Source organism: Hymenobacter fodinae (assembly GCF_004745825.1).
Classification (GTDB): domain Bacteria; phylum Bacteroidota; class Bacteroidia; order Cytophagales; family Hymenobacteraceae; genus Hymenobacter; species Hymenobacter fodinae.
The window spans coordinates 512966-528829 of the sequence record NZ_SRLA01000004.1; the positions used below are offsets into that span (position 1 = coordinate 512966).

Genomic DNA, 15864 nt, shown 5'->3' on the forward strand with positions numbered 1-15864 from the left:
AGTTACAACGGTGGTTGTTCGGGAGAGGGGTATTCAGGAATATCGGTAATACGATATTCGAGGGCAGGTAAGTTCCTTGCCAACGTACCAGCACCCGAAAAAATTTACAAAAGCAGGAATATTGTACCTGACATACCTTGTACGGACCAGCTCCAACAAAGGACAAACCGGCTTGCCGAGGGCTGCTTACCTTTGCGCCCACTATTTCCCACCCCACCTTGCCTATCGTATGAAAGAGCTCCTGGCTAAATTTGAGAATAAGCGGCCCGAAATCGTGTTTGAATGGAAAGATTCGGAAACCGAAGCCGAGGGCTGGGTAGTCATTAATTCCCTTCGTGGAGGCGCCGCCGGCGGAGGCACGCGCATGCGTAAGGGCCTCGATAAGCGCGAGGTAGAAAGCCTGGCCAAAACCATGGAGGTGAAGTTCACCGTTTCAGGTCCGGCCATTGGGGGCGCTAAATCTGGTATCAACTTCGATCCGCAGGACCCGCGCAAGCGTGGCGTGCTGGAGCGTTGGTACCGGGCCGTTATTCCGCTGCTGAAAAATTATTATGGCACCGGCGGCGACCTGAACGTGGATGAAATTCACGATGTAATTCCCATCACGGAGGACTACGGCCTCTGGCACCCCCAGGAAGGCATTGTAAATGGGCACTACCGTGCTACCGAGCCCCAGAAAATTCAGAAGCTAGGCCAGTTGCGCCAGGGCGTGGTGAAGGTGCTGGAAGATGCCAGCTTCTCCCCCGACCTCAGCCGCAAATACACCGTAGCTGATCTGATTACAGGGTACGGCGTAGCTGAAGCAGTACGCCATTACTATGAGCTGTGGGGCGGCCGCTCAGTAGCCGGCAAACGGGCCATTATTCAGGGCTGGGGCAACGTAGGCGCGGCAGCAGCCTACTACTTGGCTACGCAAGGAGCCCGCATCACCGGCATCATCGACCGGGCAGGTGGCCTACTCAAGGAAGATGGTCTCTCACTAGAGGAAATCCGGGCGTTGTTCCTGAACCGTGATGGCAATGCCTTGACCGCCGACAATTTGCTTTCCTTCGAGGAGGTTAACCAGCGCGTATGGTCTTCGGGTGCGGAGATTTTTATTCCGGCGGCGGCTTCTCGCCTCGTTACTCGCGGGCAAGTTGATGCGCTGGTGGCGGGTGGCCTAGAGGTGATTTCCTGCGGCGCCAATGTGCCCTTCCAGGACCCCGAAATCTTCTTCGGCCCCACCGGCGAGTTTGCCGACGACCACACCAGCGTCATCCCCGATTTTATTGCCAACTGCGGCATGGCCCGGGTATTTGCTTACCTGATGGAGTCCAACGCCGAAATCACCGACCAAGCTATTTTCCAAGACACTTCGCGCATTATTCGCTCAGCGCTGGAGCGTACGCGCCATCAGAGCGAGGCTCGCACGGGTATCGCGCAGAAGTCGTTTGAAATGGCACTGCGGCAGTTAGTATAGTGGGGTTTGGAGTCTTAGGGGCTTAGCATTTTGGTTGATATTCAACCCTGGCAATGACATTCTGTTGCCAGGGTTGAAAACCAAGCTGCTGAGTTTCTAAGGCCCTAAGTCCCTAAGCTCCCAAGACCCTCACCAATGAATCTTCAGGAATTTCTGAACCTGCGCATTCTCGGCAACAACGTGGGTGCCTACCTGACGTGCGTCGGTATTCTGCTGTTTGGCTACGTCTTTAAAACGCTGCTTTCGCGGCTGCTCTCCAAGCTGGTCTTCCGTTTCATTCGAAAGCGGACGGAGGGCGTGAGCGAGGCCCAATTTCAGGCTTTGTTGATTCAGCCGGTATCAATCGTGGTTTTCTTCGTCACAATTTACTTGGCGTTTCAGGTGCTGGATTACCCGGTCCGGAGCTCCGAAATCACGCGCCATGAGCCGTGGCCGAAAGTTGCCCTGTTCCGCCTGTACCAAGTAGGCCTGATTACCGGAATGGCCTGGATAGCCTTGCGCGTGGTAGACTTTTTGGTGTTGGTATTCCAGCGGAAAGCCGAAACCAACGTCTCTCGTCTCAACAACCAGTTGATTCCTTTCGCCAAAGACTTGCTCAAGGTCTTGGTCCTGACAATGGCCTTCCTAGTACTCTTGAGCAAAGTATTTGGTGTCAACGTTACGGCTCTCATTGGGGGCCTGGGCATCGGTGGCCTAGCCGTGGCCTTCGCCGCAAAGGAAAGCCTGGAGAACCTGATTGCTTCCTTCACTATCTTCCTCGACCGGCCCTTTGCCGTGGGCGACTTAGTGGAAGTAGGCGCTGTGACGGGTACCGTAGAGAAGGTAGGCTTCCGTAGCACCCGCCTGCGCACGGCAGAAAAGAGCTATGTCACAGTGCCTAATAAGGCCATGATTGACAAGCCCCTGGACAACCTTTCGTTACGGACAGCCCGCCGGGTCAACTTCACCTTAGCTTTAAGTCATACTACTACCAGTCAACAACTGCACCGAATAGTAGAGGAAGGGACGCGCGCTATTCAAGACAACCCCTTGGTGACGCAAGAGGTGCAAATGCAATTCTCCGCCCTTACTCCCGCCGCGAAAGAGGTAACGGTGCAGTACTTCGTGGAAACCACCAGCTACGACGAGTACTTACGGGTAAAGCAAGACCTTAATTACCGCTTAGTTGAAGTGGTGGAGCAAGCGGGCGGCGCCTTCGCCAGTACCGGTAATACTGTAGTGCAACTCACCACCGGCGGCCGCTTTGATAGCCTCAATCCGGTAGGCACACCCGTAGTCTAATCAGGCCGCTCTCGGTAAGAGAAAAGCAAAAAGGGTCAGTGAAGCAGGTGCTTCACTGACCCTTTTTTATCATGAGGCAATTTAGAGGAGAGGCTAACCTAACGGCCACCAAACAGGCCGCCAAGTAGGCCACCCATACCGCTACCCAATAAGCCGCCGCCACCGGCGCTACGTGGCGCCGAGTTTGGCTGGCCACCTAGGCCACCCAGGATGGACATCAGTGAGCCTAAGCCCCCGCTGCCCACGTGTGAGCCTTGCTGCGGGTAGTTGCCGTAACCGGCCTGGCTTTGGCCACCGCCCATCATGCCGCCAAGCAGGCCGCCGCCGAGCAAACCGCCCAGGAGGCCACCCATGCCGCTATTGGCCGCACCACCGAGCAAGCCACCCATGGTGCTGCCCATCATGCCACCACCGCCCATGCCCCCGCGGCCACCAGCCACGCGTGAAATTACCATGGGGGCCACTACCCCCAGCAGACCAGCCATGAGCGCCCCTTTCGGAATGCCTACGCTGCCCAACTTGTCGGTAATACCGCTCAGGAAACCTTGTTTGCCGGGGTCATTCGGATCGTGTGGTACAGCGGCCGCTTGGTCAACCACTTGCTCTAGGGCTTGCGTTTGCTGCTGGTTGATGCCCAGATAGGCCGAAATCTTGTTCACCATCTCCTCCTCTGTGTTGGAGTAGGCGCCATCGGCGCGGGCGAAACTGATAAGGTCTGTTACGAGTGAGAACCGCAGGTCGCTGGAGCGAAGGGTATCCAGGTTTTGCTTGATGGTTTCGTTGGTAGAGTCTTTGGCAGCAGCTATTACCTGCTGCGTAGCGCCACCCGATAAACCTGCTTGATGGGCCAGTTGCTGCAGAAATTCCACTTCCGCCGCTGAGGCTTCGCGGTCGGCAGAAGCCAAGCTGGCAATAACACTTAGGTAAGCGGCTTTTTCTTGATCAGAGTAGTTTTGCAGAAGTTGATTATCAGCCATGATGAAAGGAAAGAAATAGGGTGGATGATGTGAGGTGCTTAACGCGAAGTGTGCGGCATAGGTTGAACTGCTCGGCTACCTAACCAAACCATCAGGCACAGCACTCTCACTCCTTATAGGGCTGCCCAGACTTTGGTGGCGTAAAAAGATATCGAAGCTCAACTTTTTTTTACTAGCCTAAACCTGTTGGCTATAAAGCATTTGCCAATTATAAGCCACCTTGTCACAAAATTTCTTGTAGAATCTTATGCCTAAGAGTTGCGCAAGAAAAAACGACCTGCCATATTTGCCATCCCAAACGGGACACGCCCATGGGAGATTAGCTCAGCTGGTTCAGAGCATCTGCCTTACAAGCAGAGGGTCACTGGTTCGAACCCAGTATCTCCCACTTTTTCATAGTACGCACACCCCACGGGAGATTAGCTCAGCTGGTTCAGAGCATCTGCCTTACAAGCAGAGGGTCACTGGTTCGAACCCAGTATCTCCCACACAAACAGGACAGTCGGAAACGGCTGTCCTGTTTTCGTTTTACGCGTAGCATAAGCCAAAAACTAAGAAACGGCTGATGCCGTTCGCTGCTGCTGCAGCCGCACCCACGTAATCAGAGGGAATAGCAGTAGTGCAGGCTCAGCAAAGAACCGCCAGCGGAAGCCTACGAAGAACACTAGGCTCAGCAACCACACGGCTACAAGCGGGGTAAGCAGCAAGGCGTCGCGGCGTTCAAACCGTAGGCCCTGATAGCGGAAAATAGTGAAGGCCAGGGCTACGAAAAAGGCCAGGTGCACTACCGCCGTAAAGGGGCTCCAGGGAGTGCGGATAGCGTCGGCAATAAAATTTTCAGGCGAGAAAAACAGTAGGGTCTTGCGCCACCACAACTGTAATTCTTCCGCCGGATGTTCCGTTACCCATTGCCGCGCCAGCCGCGCGCGGGCCTGACTTTCCTGGTATTGATTGAGCGAATCGAGTTGGGGCACGTATGCCCTTACAAACCGGTCGAAGGGCCCCGTGCGGTCGTCCCAGTCAAACATAAACCGGCCCTGCGTCACGGAATTATGCCCCTGGAGCAACTCAAAGCCGGCTTGGTTGCTTAGCGTCCAGGCGCCAAACTGCCGATGGTTTTTCTGCAGAATGGGAACATGAGCTAGGCCTAGAGCCAGCACTAGGCCTAGACTGAGCTGCCAAGCCATACGCCGGGCCGCAATCCGTTGACGCATCATCAGCCCCAAGAATACCACGAATAACATCCCATACACGGCCAACAAATACCCCCGTAGCAAGCACGACAGCACTACTGCGGTGATAATGATGCATGCATCGAGGCCCCTCAGACGCCGACCTGCTTGCAGGCGCAAAAGCTTGTACACCACTACTATCAGAAGGGGCAGAGCCAGGTTTTCAAACCACCAGAAGCCCCCAACATAGTATATCACGCCCGGCGACACGGCCCACAGTCCGGCTCCAAGCCAACTGAGCGCGCGGCTAGCTCCAAAGTGGCCTAGGGTGCGCTGCACGTAGAGTGCGCCCAGCAGATAGCACCCTGCGGCTGCTAAGTAAACCAGAAAGGTGAGATAATGCCGTGGCAGCCCCATCTTGCTCCAGCCCACATACACAAACACCGGAAAGCTGGCGTGAAAAGAGTCGGGGCGCACTTGCTTCCGCTCAGGGTCGAGGCTGACGTAGCCACGGCCGGCCAAGTAATTGTCGGCAATGCGGGCGTTACGGCGCTCGTCATAGTTCATTTCCAGGCCGGGGTTCAGGTGCAGGTTTAGTAGCAGCCGCAAGCCCAACAGCAAGATGGCCACGGGCCAAACAAAACGAGGAATGGTACGCAGCACGACCGGAGTAAGTGGTTTGGGAATGAATTGCCGAATTTAGCCGCCTAATCCGGATTACCTTCGGCCCGCGCCTTTCCGCTACGCCTCTTTATGCCCGCTTCAGCATCTGCCACTTCTGGTTCCCGCGTGCCCACTTCGTTACGTCGTTGGATGGTGGGGGGCTTCTTTGGGCTTTTGGTGCTGCTAGGTCTAGGCCTCTACCGCAACTACGGGGTAGGCTGGGATGAGCAGATTGACCGCCTGAACGGTATCATCAATGCCAAATACGTGGCTATGCAGCTAGCCCCGGAGCTGGCCAAGCGTCAGCCCACCTTCGCGGCAATTCCCAATTTATATGGCAGTCAGGATACCGACCACGGGGTGTTTTACCAACTCCCGCTGGTGGTGCTAGAGAAAGTGGCCCGCGTAGAAGACTCGCGTGACGTATACTTTCTGCGACATTTGGTTGTCTGGCTTACGTGCGTGGCGGGTACCTGGGTAGTGTACCGCTTGGGAGCGTGGCGTTTCGGTAGTTGGCGCTGGGGCCTTCTCACAGCGGTATTACTGGTACTCTCGCCCCGGATGTTTGCCGAGTCCTTCTACAACTACAAAGACCCCGTATTTATGGGGTTTTTCGCTTTGGGCATCTATACACTAGTGCGCTGGTTGCGAAAGCCTACTTGGCAAAGAGCCCTGTCACACGCGCTGGCTACCGGCGCCGCTATTGATGTGCGCACTATGGGAGTGCTGCTAGTGCCTCTAACGCTAGGGTTTGCTGTAGTAGAGTTGTGGCAGCGTCCTGATGTCCGGCGGCCTCTGCTGCTTTCTGGCTTGCTCTATCTGCCCCTAACGGCAGCCGTAGTTGTACTGGGCTGGCCCTACCTCTGGGAAAACCCCGTAGGCCACTTTCTGGAGGTGTTTCAAAGCTTCAGCCGCTACCGCACCGATATGCTGACGGTGTACCTCGGCCAGGAGATATCGGTGCGAGAGCTGCCCTGGCACTATGTACCCGTGTGGCTGTTTGTTACCACGCCTGTACTCTATTCGGTGTTGTTTGTGCTAGGCCTGGTGGGAGTATATTGGGCTGCGCGGCGCCCATTTGCTTGGCTGAGCACTACTTGGGGGCGCCTCGATTTACTACTGGTAACTTGGTGCCTCGGTCCGGTGGTGGCAATCATTGTGCTGAACTCCGTGATTTACGACGGGTGGCGACACTTGTATTTCATCTACCCAGCGTTTCTGCTGCTGGCGGTCCGGGCCCTGCACACGCTATGGTATGCTTGGCGTTCAGCTACTAGTTCTGCTGGGCTAGTGGCGGGGTGGCTCGGCCTAGGCCTGTTTGTAGCCAGCCTAGCCACCGTGGCCTACCGCATGGTACAAGACCACCCTTACCAGAACATGTATTTCAGTTTGCCTGGTGCCACCGCGGGGCGCTTGTTTGAGCGCGACTACTGGGCGCTGTCTGGCCGCGAGGGTGTTGAGTGGATTCTGGCGCATGATACCGCACCTCAGGTGGCCGTGGGCACGGATGCCCGTAGCCGGCTGGTGCTGCATAATGCGCAGCTGCTGTTACCCCCGGCTGAGCGGGCACGCCTGCGCATGGTGCCGCCCGAACAGGCTACTTACTTCCTGACGACGTACCGGTGGCATCCGGGCCCTTATCCCGCCTATGGCAAGCCTCTGTATGAGCGCCAGGTAAACGGGGTTACTATCTTATCTATTTTCCGGCTTCGCTGAGTACTCTATGCTAGCAGATTGGTTATCGGCTACTTCTATCCCTGGCCGACGCTGGGTGGTAGGCACTTTCTTTGGCCTATTGGTGCTGCTAGGCCTAGCCTTGCACCGCGATTATGGTGTATCGTGGGATGAGCCCACCGACCACCTCAACGGCCTGGTGAACGTTAAATACATTGTCGGTCTTATTGCTCCCGAAAAAGTCAGCCAAGAGCCATCTGCCCATCTGATTCCGCCCCTGCAAGGTTACCGCGACAACGACCACGGTGTTATTTTTGAGATACCAGTGGCGGCGCTCAGCTATGTGTTTACCCATAACGATTCGCAGGCCTTTTACTACATGCGGCACCTGCTGATCTTCGGCACATTTGTGTTGGCCGTGTGGGGCATCTATGAGATAGGTCGCATTCGGTTTGCCGATTGGCGCTGGGGGCTACTGGCTGCGCTACTGCTGGTACTTTCGCCCCGACTCTTTGCCGAGGCCTTCTTCAACGGCAAGGATGTTCTCTTCATGGGCCTCTTCACCCTAGGCATGGCCACGCTGGTCCGCCTGCACGATAGGCCCAGCACATGGCGAGCCGTGCTCCATGGCCTGGCTATCGGGCTGGCAATTGATGCGCGCATTTTAGGCAGCCTGCTGATTCCGTTTACAGTGGTGCTTATGTTACTAGAGTGGCCTAGGCTTGCCACTCCCGAGCGCCGGCGGCGGCTGGGCTTATTAGCTATCATGCTGGCAGTGGCCATCATCACGACTATAGTGGGCTGGCCCTACCTCTGGGAAAATCCGCTCGGCAATTTTGTGGCGGCCTTCCGCAACATGAGCCACTACCCCTGGACCTTCACCAACTATTACCTAGGTCAGTACTATAAAGCATCGGCCATACCATGGCACTACGCTCCCGTCTGGATGCTCGTAACAACTCCCATCCCGTACGTGCTTGCGGCGCTGGTAGGCCTGGTAGTAGTAGTGGTGCAAGTTGTGCGGGCGGGTTGGCGTGGCTTGCTAGAAAGGGATCTACGGCTAGACCTGTTGCTGGCGGGCTGGTTACTAGGCCCTTTGCTTTTGATTATAGCTCTGCACTCGGCCCTCTACGACTCGTGGCGGCATGTATATTTTGTATATCCAGCCCTGGTACTGCTGGCCGTGCGGGGGGCCGTAGCATTAGCCACAGTAGGCCGCCGGCGCCTGCGCTGGGCGGTACTGACCTTGGCCGTTTTAGGGGTCCTCGAGACGGCGCACACGGCCATCCGGATGGTGCGCATGCATCCTTACCAGAATCTTTACTTCAGCTTCCTGTCGGCGCCGGTTGTGGAGGCGCTGTTTGAGCGAGACTATTGGGGCTTAACCTTCCGGCATGGCTTAGAGTGGATGCTCCAGCACCAGCCCCAAGGACCTATTCGGGTATATGTTCGGTGGCCTTGGTACAACCCACTTTACAACAACAGCCTCATCCTCAAACCTGAGCAAGCCCAACGAATCAAGTACGTGCCGCTGGAGCAAGCCGATTACTTTATGACCGCTTACCGGTGGCACCCCCAAACCTACGCCGATAGCATGGGCACGGAGGTGCATACGCTTCGTACGGAAGGCATCAAGATCCTCTCCATCTTTCGGCGGCCCACCAAGTAGGCCACATATTGCCTCCGGAACCTGTTTCTTTGCGGCTTGCGCGTGCCACGTTTTTCTCGCGCCCCTCCCCTATGCCACTACTCGAAGTCACTACTCCTGCCCTGCGCCGTCAGTTCCTTGATTTACCGGCGCGCATCTACCAGAATCACCCGAACTGGATTTCTCCCCTCGACCACGATATTGAAGCGGTTTTCGACCCCAAACGCAACCATAACTTTACGCATGGCGAAGCAATTCGCTGGGTTCTGACCAGCCCTACCTCGGGGGAAGTTATTGGGCGAGTAGCTGCATTTATCAACCACGAAACTCCACAAACCGACCCAACGCTTCCGGTAGGTGGCCTAGGCTTTTTCGAGTGCATCGATGACCAAGCTGCGGCCAATGAGCTTTTCGACGCGGCCCGACAGTGGCTCGGCCAGCGGGGCCTAGCCGCCATGGATGGCCCCATCAACTTCGGCGAGCGGGACCGGTTCTGGGGACTGCTGGTCTCGGGCTTTACCGAGCCGAACTACGGCATGTTTTACCATCCGCCGTACTACCAGCAGTTGTTTGAGACGTATGGCTTTGAGGTGTTCTTCAAGCAATATACCTGCTACCGCGAGGTAGCCACTCATCTGCACCCTACCTTTAGCCGTGCCTTCGAAAAGTACGCGCAGCAGTACCCTACCTTCCGGTTTGAGCACGCTAATAAGCGCGACGCTGAAAAGCTAGCCCGCGACTTTCACCATGTCTATAATCTAGCCTGGGCCAATCACAGTGGCGTAAACCCCATGCCCCTGGAGAAGGCTCGGGAGCTGGTGAAGGAGATGAAGCCGGTGCTGGATGAGCGCCTGCTCTGGTTTGCCTACCACCAAGACGAGCCCGTTGCGTTCTTCGTGAGCCTGCCCGAACTCAACCAGATTTTCAAGCACGTGGGGCGCAACTTCAACCTGTGGGGCAAGCTCCGCTTCCTATGGGAGAAGCGTAAGTACATGCAGCGCACCGATAAAAAGCTCTTCGGGGTGATTTTTGGGGTGGTACCGGAGTGGCAGGGTAAGGGCATCGAGTCGGCGCTGATGGTGCACGCCCGCGCTGAATTTATGCGTGCCGGCTACTCCGAGATTGAGATGAACTGGATCGGCGACTTCAACCCGCGTATGCTGGCCCTAACCCGCTCTATTGGTGCCCGCATCTATAAAACCCACGTCACCTACCGCTTCCTCTTCGACCGCACCCGGCCCTTCGAGCGCAGCCCAATTATCCGGTAAAATAGTACGTGGGGCGGGGCTGCCTTGGTGGCCTAGGCAGCCCCGCCCCCATTTATTTTTTGGCTAGTTCACGGAAGGCATTGTGCAACTCTAGCGCCTGCGGAATGAGTAAGTGAGCGTCGTCGTTGTACACCACATGATCGGCGCGCTGTATCTTTTCTTCCTCGCTCATCTGCTTACCGATGATATTCTGGATGTCGTCGGCGGTACGGTGCGGGTCGCGGGTTTGGATGCGGGCCTGCCGCACCGCCACGGGCGCAAATACCGTGATTATTTGATCGAGCTGCTGATAAGCTCCCGATTCGTACAGTAAGGCGGCTTCTTTGAGAATGTAGGCGTGCCCTTCAGTTTGCCGGGCGCTAAGCCATTGAGCAAAATCACGACCTACGGCGGGGTGCACTAGGGCATTGAGCCGCGCCAGTTGTGCCGGATCGGTAAAGGCGACACGGGCTAGATAGGTGCGGTTGAGGTGGCCTAGCGCATCAAATGACTCGGGGCCAAAAGCTGCTAACAGCTCATCGCGCAGTCGCGTATCATTGGTCATTACCCATTTCGCGCGGGTATCAGAGTCATACACCGGCGCCCCAAGCGCGGCAAACAGCCGACACACTACACTTTTCCCAGAGCCTATTCCGCCCGTAATTCCAATTTTCAGCATGTGTGCAGTAATGATCCGGGCCGTACGCGGCGGTGATGTTGATTGGTTATCCAACACCACCCTTTACGCAGACCCTCTAGGCCAGTGATGCACCCTTTCTAGCAGGGCAGCTTATTTTTTTACGGTTACCCGCACCCCGGGCGTCAGGACTTGGCCACCCCGCGCCGCTGCGGGCCGTTGCGACAGAAAAGGCCGCAGGCTAGAGTCGGCGTTGATGAATTGCCCGTAGTGCAGCTGCACGTGCACATCTGCGCGCCGCAGGCTAGCGGTATCCTCCGGAAAGCACTGCAACTGCACCTGCACTAAAGCCGGACTTAGCTGATACGTTCGCCCCGTGGGCGCATCCATTAGCTCGGGCACTACTTGCAAGGGTACCGTTACCAGTGGGCGGTGCTGCAGCCGTACCCGTACATCCTGCACGTTGGGCACCACCAAGTCAGGCCCCCCAATAGGCACCCGAATATCGCCGGTAGTGCTGCCTGCTGGTGCCTGGGGTAAGTGTACTGGGTAAGGGTTTGGGAGCGTGTTTACCTTACCGGCGGGTCCGCGGAAAAGAATTGATTTCGGGCTAAAGCTCGCCGCGTACGGCAAAGCCGAGCCATCGGTGGCCGGGCTCAGGGCCAGCGGCAGCCGTCGGCTCACCAGCCGGTCAAATTGTATCCAGAGGGTATCGGTGAGCAGATAGTTGAACTGCAGCCCTTCCATGGCCTGCTGCAACGCCGGGCGCAGGCTCCGGGCCGTAACGTAGCGGGTACTGGGCAGCGCGGGTAGCAGCATTTCCGCCGGCTTCACCTCTAGGGGTAGGCTACGTCGCAGCAATTTCCAACCGCGGCCCGTCACGTTCACGGCTACTTCGGTGGGCAGAGGCTGCACGGGCACAAACTGCGCTTGGTTGTAGCGCCACGCCACAGGATACGTAATGCGGGTAGTGTACGTCTTATTAAGCGCCCGCAAAACCCAGAAGGTACTGGCGGCCAGAAAGCACGCCAGCACCGCCCGCCAATAACTCCACTCCTGCCCCACAAAAGGGCTCAGAAACCAACGGAGCATACGAAACGGGCGGGCAGGCGGCATACACTAGGCGAGGTTACGTGGTAGCAGTTGGGGTGGCGGCTACGGCTGCTTTGCCGGCAGCTTCACGAGCAATAGCGGTGCGGTCGAACTTCAGGCGCACACCTTTGTCTACTTCCACAATCACCGTATCCTCGTTTACTTCCAGCACTTTGCCGTGTAGGCCACCAATGGTTACTACGTTGCTGCCCTTCACAATAGATGCACGAAATTTCTTCGCATCAGCAGCCCGCTTTTGCTGGGGCCGGATCATGAAGAAATATACCACCACGGCAATAGCAATGGGGAATAACAACGAGGTAAGGCTCTCACCGGAGGCACCAGCTTGCAAAAGAAGGGTCGAAAACATGCTGTAAAGTAAAAAGAAGCGGGTAGCTCCGCGTATAAGATGAAAACAAAAACGCCTGCCGGTGCGGGTGGCCTAGTAGCTTTTCGGTAGGGTGGGTACCGAACTAGTACCCGGTTGCTCTACCGCAGAACTGCTAGGCCACCCGCACCGGCAGGCGTACTGCTAGGCCACTACTGACGTACGGGGCCGGCAGCGCCGTCAGACAGTACGTTGGCTTTGATAACCACTTTGGTGATGTTGGGCTGGGTGTTTGCCTGAATGGCTACCTCCTTGTTCTGAATGCCCATTTTGCCGTGGCTGTCAAACTGCACGTCGATGGTGCCTTTCCCACCGGGTGCAATGGGCTCCTTGGTCCAGTTAGGCGTGGTGCAACCGCACGAAGCCGTAGCATTTTCAATCAGCAGCGGCGACTTGCCGGTGTTGGTGAACTCGAACGTGTGCTTTACAACCGAACCGGGCTGAATATCGCCGAAGTCGTGCTCCGCTACGGCGAAGTTCATTACGGGAGCGTTCGGGTTAGGAGCCGCCGTTTCGTTGGTTACGTTGGGGTTGTCAACTACAGGGTTGGCAGCGGCTTCGTTAGCGGCGGCGTTCATGCCGGTTGCGCCTACTTCGGCCGTCTTTTCGTTGTTGCAAGCTCCCAGCAGCAGGGCGCTAGAAAACAGGAAAGCAGAAAACAGATTGCGTTTCATATGCAGAAAGGAAAGGCAGTTAGTTGCCTTCAGAAGAATAAAGATACTAATCAGTTATGAGTTGCGGGTTGCCAAGGTGGTACTTCCTGGCTACCCGCAACTCATGCTGCTTACTTGTCCAGGTTATCGATGATGGCCTGGGCAAACTCCGTTGTTGAGGCTTTGCCCCCCAGGTCGCCGGTGCACTTATCCTTGTCCTGCAGGGTCAGCTCCAGCGCCTTCTCCAGACGGTCGGCGTGCTTGTGCTCGCCAATATGGTGCAGCATCATCAGGGCCGAGCGCAGCAGGGCAGTGGGGTTAGCTTTGCCCTGACCAGCAATATCAGGGGCCGAGCCATGTACCGCCTCAAAAATGGCCATGTCGTCGCCGATGTTGGCACCCGACACCACGCCTAGGCCACCTACCAGACCTGCGCACAGGTCGGAAAGGATGTCGCCGAACAGGTTGGTGGTTACTACCACGTCAAACTGCTCGGGCTTGTTCACCAACTGCATGCACATGTTGTCGATGATCTTGTCTTCGAACACGATGTGGGGAAACTCGTTGGCGGCCTCTTTGCAGGCGTTGATCATGATGGTGCCGGCCATCTTCAGGATGTTGGCTTTGTGAGCCAGCGTCACCTTCTTACGGCCGTGCTTAGAAGCGTAGGCGAAAGCCGCGCGGCAGATTTTGCGGGCACCCTCAACCGTAATGCGGGCAATAGAGTCGGAAATACCCAGGCGCTCGTCAAACACCTCTAGGCCAGAATACAGACCTTCGGTGTTTTCGCGGAACAGCACCAGGTCGATGCCGGTGTAGCGGCTCTGGATGCCCTCGGTGGTTTTAGCCGGACGTACGTTCTGGTAGAGGTCGTATTTCTGGCGCAGGGTAATGTTGATGCTGCGGAAACCCTTACCCACGGGCGTTGTGATGGGGCCTTTCAGCGCCACCCGGGTTTTCTCCAGCGAGTCCAGCAGCGTCTGCGGAATCAGCTCGCCCGACTGGTCGAACGTGGTCTGACCAGCGTTTTGCTCTTCCCACTGCACTGGCACCTGCGCCGCCGCGAAAATATCCGTTACTGCTTTCGTGATTTCGGGGCCAATGCCGTCGCCGGGGATAAGGGTGATGAGGTGCATTCTATCTGATTTACTGATTGTTTGATGTTCGTGGCTCTAGGCAACTGGCCTAGCAGCCTACCACCAAGTGGGTGTAGGCCTGTTTGCTGCCGCAAAGGTACCCCTCTCGGAGATGTACTGAAAATGAAAATGTGCTGACGTGCCCATGATTTTGTCTCATAAGCACATCAGCACATTCCGTGGCTCACCGCATGATTATACCGTCTTGCGGGAGTTAATCTGGTTGATGAGTTGGTCTACGTCGCCGAGGAGTTGTTCCGCTTTGCTTTTCGCGTCCTGAATTACGCGTTGGCCTTCGCTCTTAGCGGAGCTTGGTCCCGCGTCGGCGCGGTTCGTGACCAGGTTCTCGGTGAGTTCGGCCAGCTGCTCACGATACTTTTCCAGCTTATAGCTGAGCCAGCTGCGCGTTTCGCGGCCCTTCTCGGGGGCGTACAGAAGTCCGATGACGGCCCCAGTAAGGGCACCGCCGGCGAAGCACAGAATACCGGTAGTGGTTTTGCTACCCATAATGCAAGTGTGGTGGCGTGGTGGGAGGTAGAGAATACCCTATATAGACGACGTTACCCCGGTGCGGGTTGTCGGCACTATTGATTGTCCAGGAGTCCGCGGCCCGATTTGCGAATGGCACCGCTGGCGGTCAGATCCTGGGCCAATTTATCCAGAATACCGTTTACAAACTGCTTGCTCTTGGGCGTGCTGTAGATTTTGCTGATTTCGATGTACTCGTTGATGGTCACTTTCACCGGAATAGCTCGGAAAAGGTGCATCTCACAGAGCGCCATTTTCAGCAGAATTTTGTCGGTAAGCGCCACGCGCTCCACGTCCCAGTTCTGCACCGACTCAGAAATCAACTGCTCGTACTTGGCGTCGTCGGCCAGCGTCTGCTTGTACAGGCTTTCGGCAAACTCCTTGTCATCCTGCCAGTTTGCGGAGAGCGACATCAGCACCAGGTTTTCGTCGGCAGCCTCGTCAAGCATTTTGATGGTTTTTACCACCAGGTTCTTTACGATGGGCCGGTTCTCCTCCCAGTTCAGATCGTCCTCTTCAATGTAGGCCGGCAGGCTTTCGCCCTTGAACACATACGTTTTATAGATGTGTTTCAGGATCTCTTGGTCCTCGGCATAGTTACCGGCCGGAGCCGCGAGGTAACTCAGCAGCTCGGGGTCCTGCTTCATCTCATTGCGCCAGGCGCTCCGCAGAGCGTCTAGCTCTTCCTCTCCATGCCACTTCAAGGACCGACGAATGGTGAGGTCCTGGAGCTGAATGTTGTTGATGAGCTTCTCGATTACCTGGTTTTCCTGCAGGCGTGTAGCATCTAGCAGGGGCTCCTTAGCAGCCGTGAAGCGGCGCGAGTCGCGCACTTTCTCCTCCTCAATTACCTGCAGCAGGGCTTCCGGGATGTTGAGCAAGTGAATGTACTGGTCGTGAATGCTCTCGGCGGCCTGTACCATTTGCCCCCCGTAGAATGAGCCATCCTTAGCTACGGCCTTGCGGTAGTAGCTAATAGCGTCCTTCACGGCGTCGTTTACATCCTTGTCATCGGTGCCTTCAGGCTCCTGACCGTTCTTGTGCCACTCTTTAAAAATGACTTCGGCCATTTTGCGCTGGCCCTGCAACTGCTTGCGGTCTTGGGGCTCAGGCGAGTTTAAGTCGGGCGCGAATGTGTCCGCAATCTGGTCAGTGGCGAGTAGAAAATCCGACCCTACGGCCTGATGATAGGCGTACAGGGCCTGCATGACCTTAATGCGGAGCGTGCGACGATTGAGCATTGGTTGGTATAGGTACTGGTGAAGCTTCCGAAAAACAAAGAACGACGGGCAGAACAACGCTTCTCCCC

Annotated in this window: 14 protein-coding genes and 2 tRNA genes; 7 read left to right on the forward strand and 9 right to left on the reverse strand. The window is 56.4% G+C overall.

The features are described from left to right. Window positions 1-229: 229 nt before the first annotated feature. Entirely contained in the window at window positions 230-1459 is a 1230-nt protein-coding gene (locus EU556_RS20095) for a Glu/Leu/Phe/Val dehydrogenase dimerization domain-containing protein (RefSeq protein WP_135435926.1), read from the forward strand. A 135-nt stretch (window positions 1460-1594) separates the two neighbouring features. Continuing rightward, window positions 1595-2740 carry a mechanosensitive ion channel family protein gene (locus tag EU556_RS20100; protein ID WP_135435927.1) on the forward strand — a complete coding sequence of 382 codons (1146 nt, stop codon included), beginning with the start codon at window positions 1595-1597 and terminating at the stop codon, window positions 2738-2740. Between the two features lie 98 nt (window positions 2741-2838). Here EU556_RS20100 and EU556_RS20105 read toward each other — a convergent pair whose 3' ends face one another. Next, window positions 2839-3717 carry a TerB family tellurite resistance protein gene (locus EU556_RS20105; RefSeq protein WP_135435928.1) on the reverse strand — a complete coding sequence of 293 codons (879 nt, stop codon included), beginning with the start codon at window positions 3715-3717 and terminating at the stop codon, window positions 2839-2841. Window positions 3718-4030: 313 nt separating this feature from the next. On the opposite strand from EU556_RS20105, the gene EU556_RS20110 reads away from it, so the two are divergent. Further along, window positions 4031-4105 (forward strand) — tRNA-Val (locus EU556_RS20110). A 25-nt stretch (window positions 4106-4130) separates the two neighbouring features. Next, window positions 4131-4205: transfer RNA gene (locus tag EU556_RS20115), tRNA-Val, on the forward strand. 63 nt (window positions 4206-4268) lie between these two features. Here EU556_RS20115 and EU556_RS20120 read toward each other — a convergent pair. After that, complete coding sequence (locus EU556_RS20120; RefSeq protein WP_135435929.1) at window positions 4269-5552, reverse strand: hypothetical protein; 1284 nt, start codon at window positions 5550-5552, stop codon at window positions 4269-4271. Window positions 5553-5642: 90 nt separating this feature from the next. Here EU556_RS20120 and EU556_RS20125 point away from each other — a divergent pair, with 90 nt between their 5' ends. The 3 genes from EU556_RS20125 to EU556_RS20135 all read left to right on the forward strand — a co-directional run bounded on the left by EU556_RS20125 (window position 5643) and on the right by EU556_RS20135 (window position 10142). Then, window positions 5643-7268, forward strand: coding sequence for an ArnT family glycosyltransferase (locus tag EU556_RS20125; protein WP_135435930.1), 1626 nt, complete (start codon window positions 5643-5645; stop codon window positions 7266-7268). 7 nt (window positions 7269-7275) lie between these two features. Continuing rightward, window positions 7276-8895, forward strand: coding sequence for an ArnT family glycosyltransferase (locus EU556_RS20130; protein ID WP_135435931.1), 1620 nt, complete (start codon window positions 7276-7278; stop codon window positions 8893-8895). A 71-nt stretch (window positions 8896-8966) separates the two neighbouring features. Next, window positions 8967-10142, forward strand: a complete 1176-nt coding sequence (locus EU556_RS20135; RefSeq protein WP_135435932.1) for a GNAT family N-acetyltransferase — start codon at window positions 8967-8969, stop codon at window positions 10140-10142. Between the two features lie 52 nt (window positions 10143-10194). On the opposite strand, the gene coaE is transcribed toward EU556_RS20135, so the two are convergent. The 7 genes from coaE to nusB form a co-directional block, all read right to left on the reverse strand. Then, the gene (gene coaE, locus EU556_RS20140) at window positions 10195-10800 is read right to left on the reverse strand and encodes a dephospho-CoA kinase (RefSeq protein WP_135435933.1); all 606 of its coding nucleotides are present in this window, start codon (window positions 10798-10800) and stop codon (window positions 10195-10197) included. A gap of 111 nt (window positions 10801-10911) precedes the next feature. Continuing rightward, window positions 10912-11874, reverse strand: coding sequence for a YbbR-like domain-containing protein (locus EU556_RS20145; protein ID WP_210116331.1), 963 nt, complete (start codon window positions 11872-11874; stop codon window positions 10912-10914). Between the two features lie 13 nt (window positions 11875-11887). Next, window positions 11888-12220 (reverse strand): preprotein translocase subunit YajC, encoded by a 333-nt coding sequence (yajC, locus tag EU556_RS20150; protein ID WP_135435935.1) that lies wholly within the window; start codon window positions 12218-12220, stop codon window positions 11888-11890. Between the two features lie 170 nt (window positions 12221-12390). Beyond that, a complete protein-coding gene (locus EU556_RS20155) occupies window positions 12391-12912 on the reverse strand; it encodes a DUF1573 domain-containing protein (protein WP_135435936.1) in 522 nt (173 codons plus the stop codon). A 110-nt stretch (window positions 12913-13022) separates the two neighbouring features. Continuing rightward, window positions 13023-14027, reverse strand: coding sequence for an isocitrate/isopropylmalate dehydrogenase family protein (locus tag EU556_RS20160; protein WP_135435937.1), 1005 nt, complete (start codon window positions 14025-14027; stop codon window positions 13023-13025). Between the two features lie 195 nt (window positions 14028-14222). Next, on the reverse strand, window positions 14223-14534 hold the full coding sequence (locus tag EU556_RS20165) for a YtxH domain-containing protein (RefSeq protein WP_135435938.1): 312 nt from the start codon (window positions 14532-14534) through the stop codon (window positions 14223-14225). Window positions 14535-14611: 77 nt separating this feature from the next. Then, window positions 14612-15796, reverse strand: coding sequence for a transcription antitermination factor NusB (gene nusB, locus EU556_RS20170; RefSeq protein ID WP_135435939.1), 1185 nt, complete (start codon window positions 15794-15796; stop codon window positions 14612-14614). Between the last annotated feature and the right edge of the window lie 68 nt (window positions 15797-15864).

What these genes read in the sequence shown, in the direction of transcription:
- EU556_RS20095 (WP_135435926.1), top strand. Translation starts at nt 230, where the DNA reads ATGAAAGAGCTCCTGGCTAAATTTGAGAATAAGCGGCCCGAAATCGTG.
- EU556_RS20100 (WP_135435927.1), top strand. Translation starts at nt 1,595, where the DNA reads ATGAATCTTCAGGAATTTCTGAACCTGCGCATTCTCGGCAACAACGTG.
- EU556_RS20105 (WP_135435928.1), bottom strand. Translation starts at nt 3,717, where the DNA reads ATGGCTGATAATCAACTTCTGCAAAACTACTCTGATCAAGAAAAAGCC.
- EU556_RS20125 (WP_135435930.1), top strand. Translation starts at nt 5,643, where the DNA reads ATGCCCGCTTCAGCATCTGCCACTTCTGGTTCCCGCGTGCCCACTTCG.
- EU556_RS20130 (WP_135435931.1), top strand. Translation starts at nt 7,276, where the DNA reads ATGCTAGCAGATTGGTTATCGGCTACTTCTATCCCTGGCCGACGCTGG.
- EU556_RS20135 (WP_135435932.1), top strand. Translation starts at nt 8,967, where the DNA reads ATGCCACTACTCGAAGTCACTACTCCTGCCCTGCGCCGTCAGTTCCTT.
- coaE (WP_135435933.1), bottom strand. Translation starts at nt 10,800, where the DNA reads ATGCTGAAAATTGGAATTACGGGCGGAATAGGCTCTGGGAAAAGTGTA.
- EU556_RS20145 (WP_210116331.1), bottom strand. Translation starts at nt 11,874, where the DNA reads ATGCCGCCTGCCCGCCCGTTTCGTATGCTCCGTTGGTTTCTGAGCCCT.
- yajC (WP_135435935.1), bottom strand. Translation starts at nt 12,220, where the DNA reads ATGTTTTCGACCCTTCTTTTGCAAGCTGGTGCCTCCGGTGAGAGCCTT.
- EU556_RS20155 (WP_135435936.1), bottom strand. Translation starts at nt 12,912, where the DNA reads ATGAAACGCAATCTGTTTTCTGCTTTCCTGTTTTCTAGCGCCCTGCTG.
- EU556_RS20160 (WP_135435937.1), bottom strand. Translation starts at nt 14,027, where the DNA reads ATGCACCTCATCACCCTTATCCCCGGCGACGGCATTGGCCCCGAAATC.
- EU556_RS20165 (WP_135435938.1), bottom strand. Translation starts at nt 14,534, where the DNA reads ATGGGTAGCAAAACCACTACCGGTATTCTGTGCTTCGCCGGCGGTGCC.
- nusB (WP_135435939.1), bottom strand. Translation starts at nt 15,796, where the DNA reads ATGCTCAATCGTCGCACGCTCCGCATTAAGGTCATGCAGGCCCTGTAC.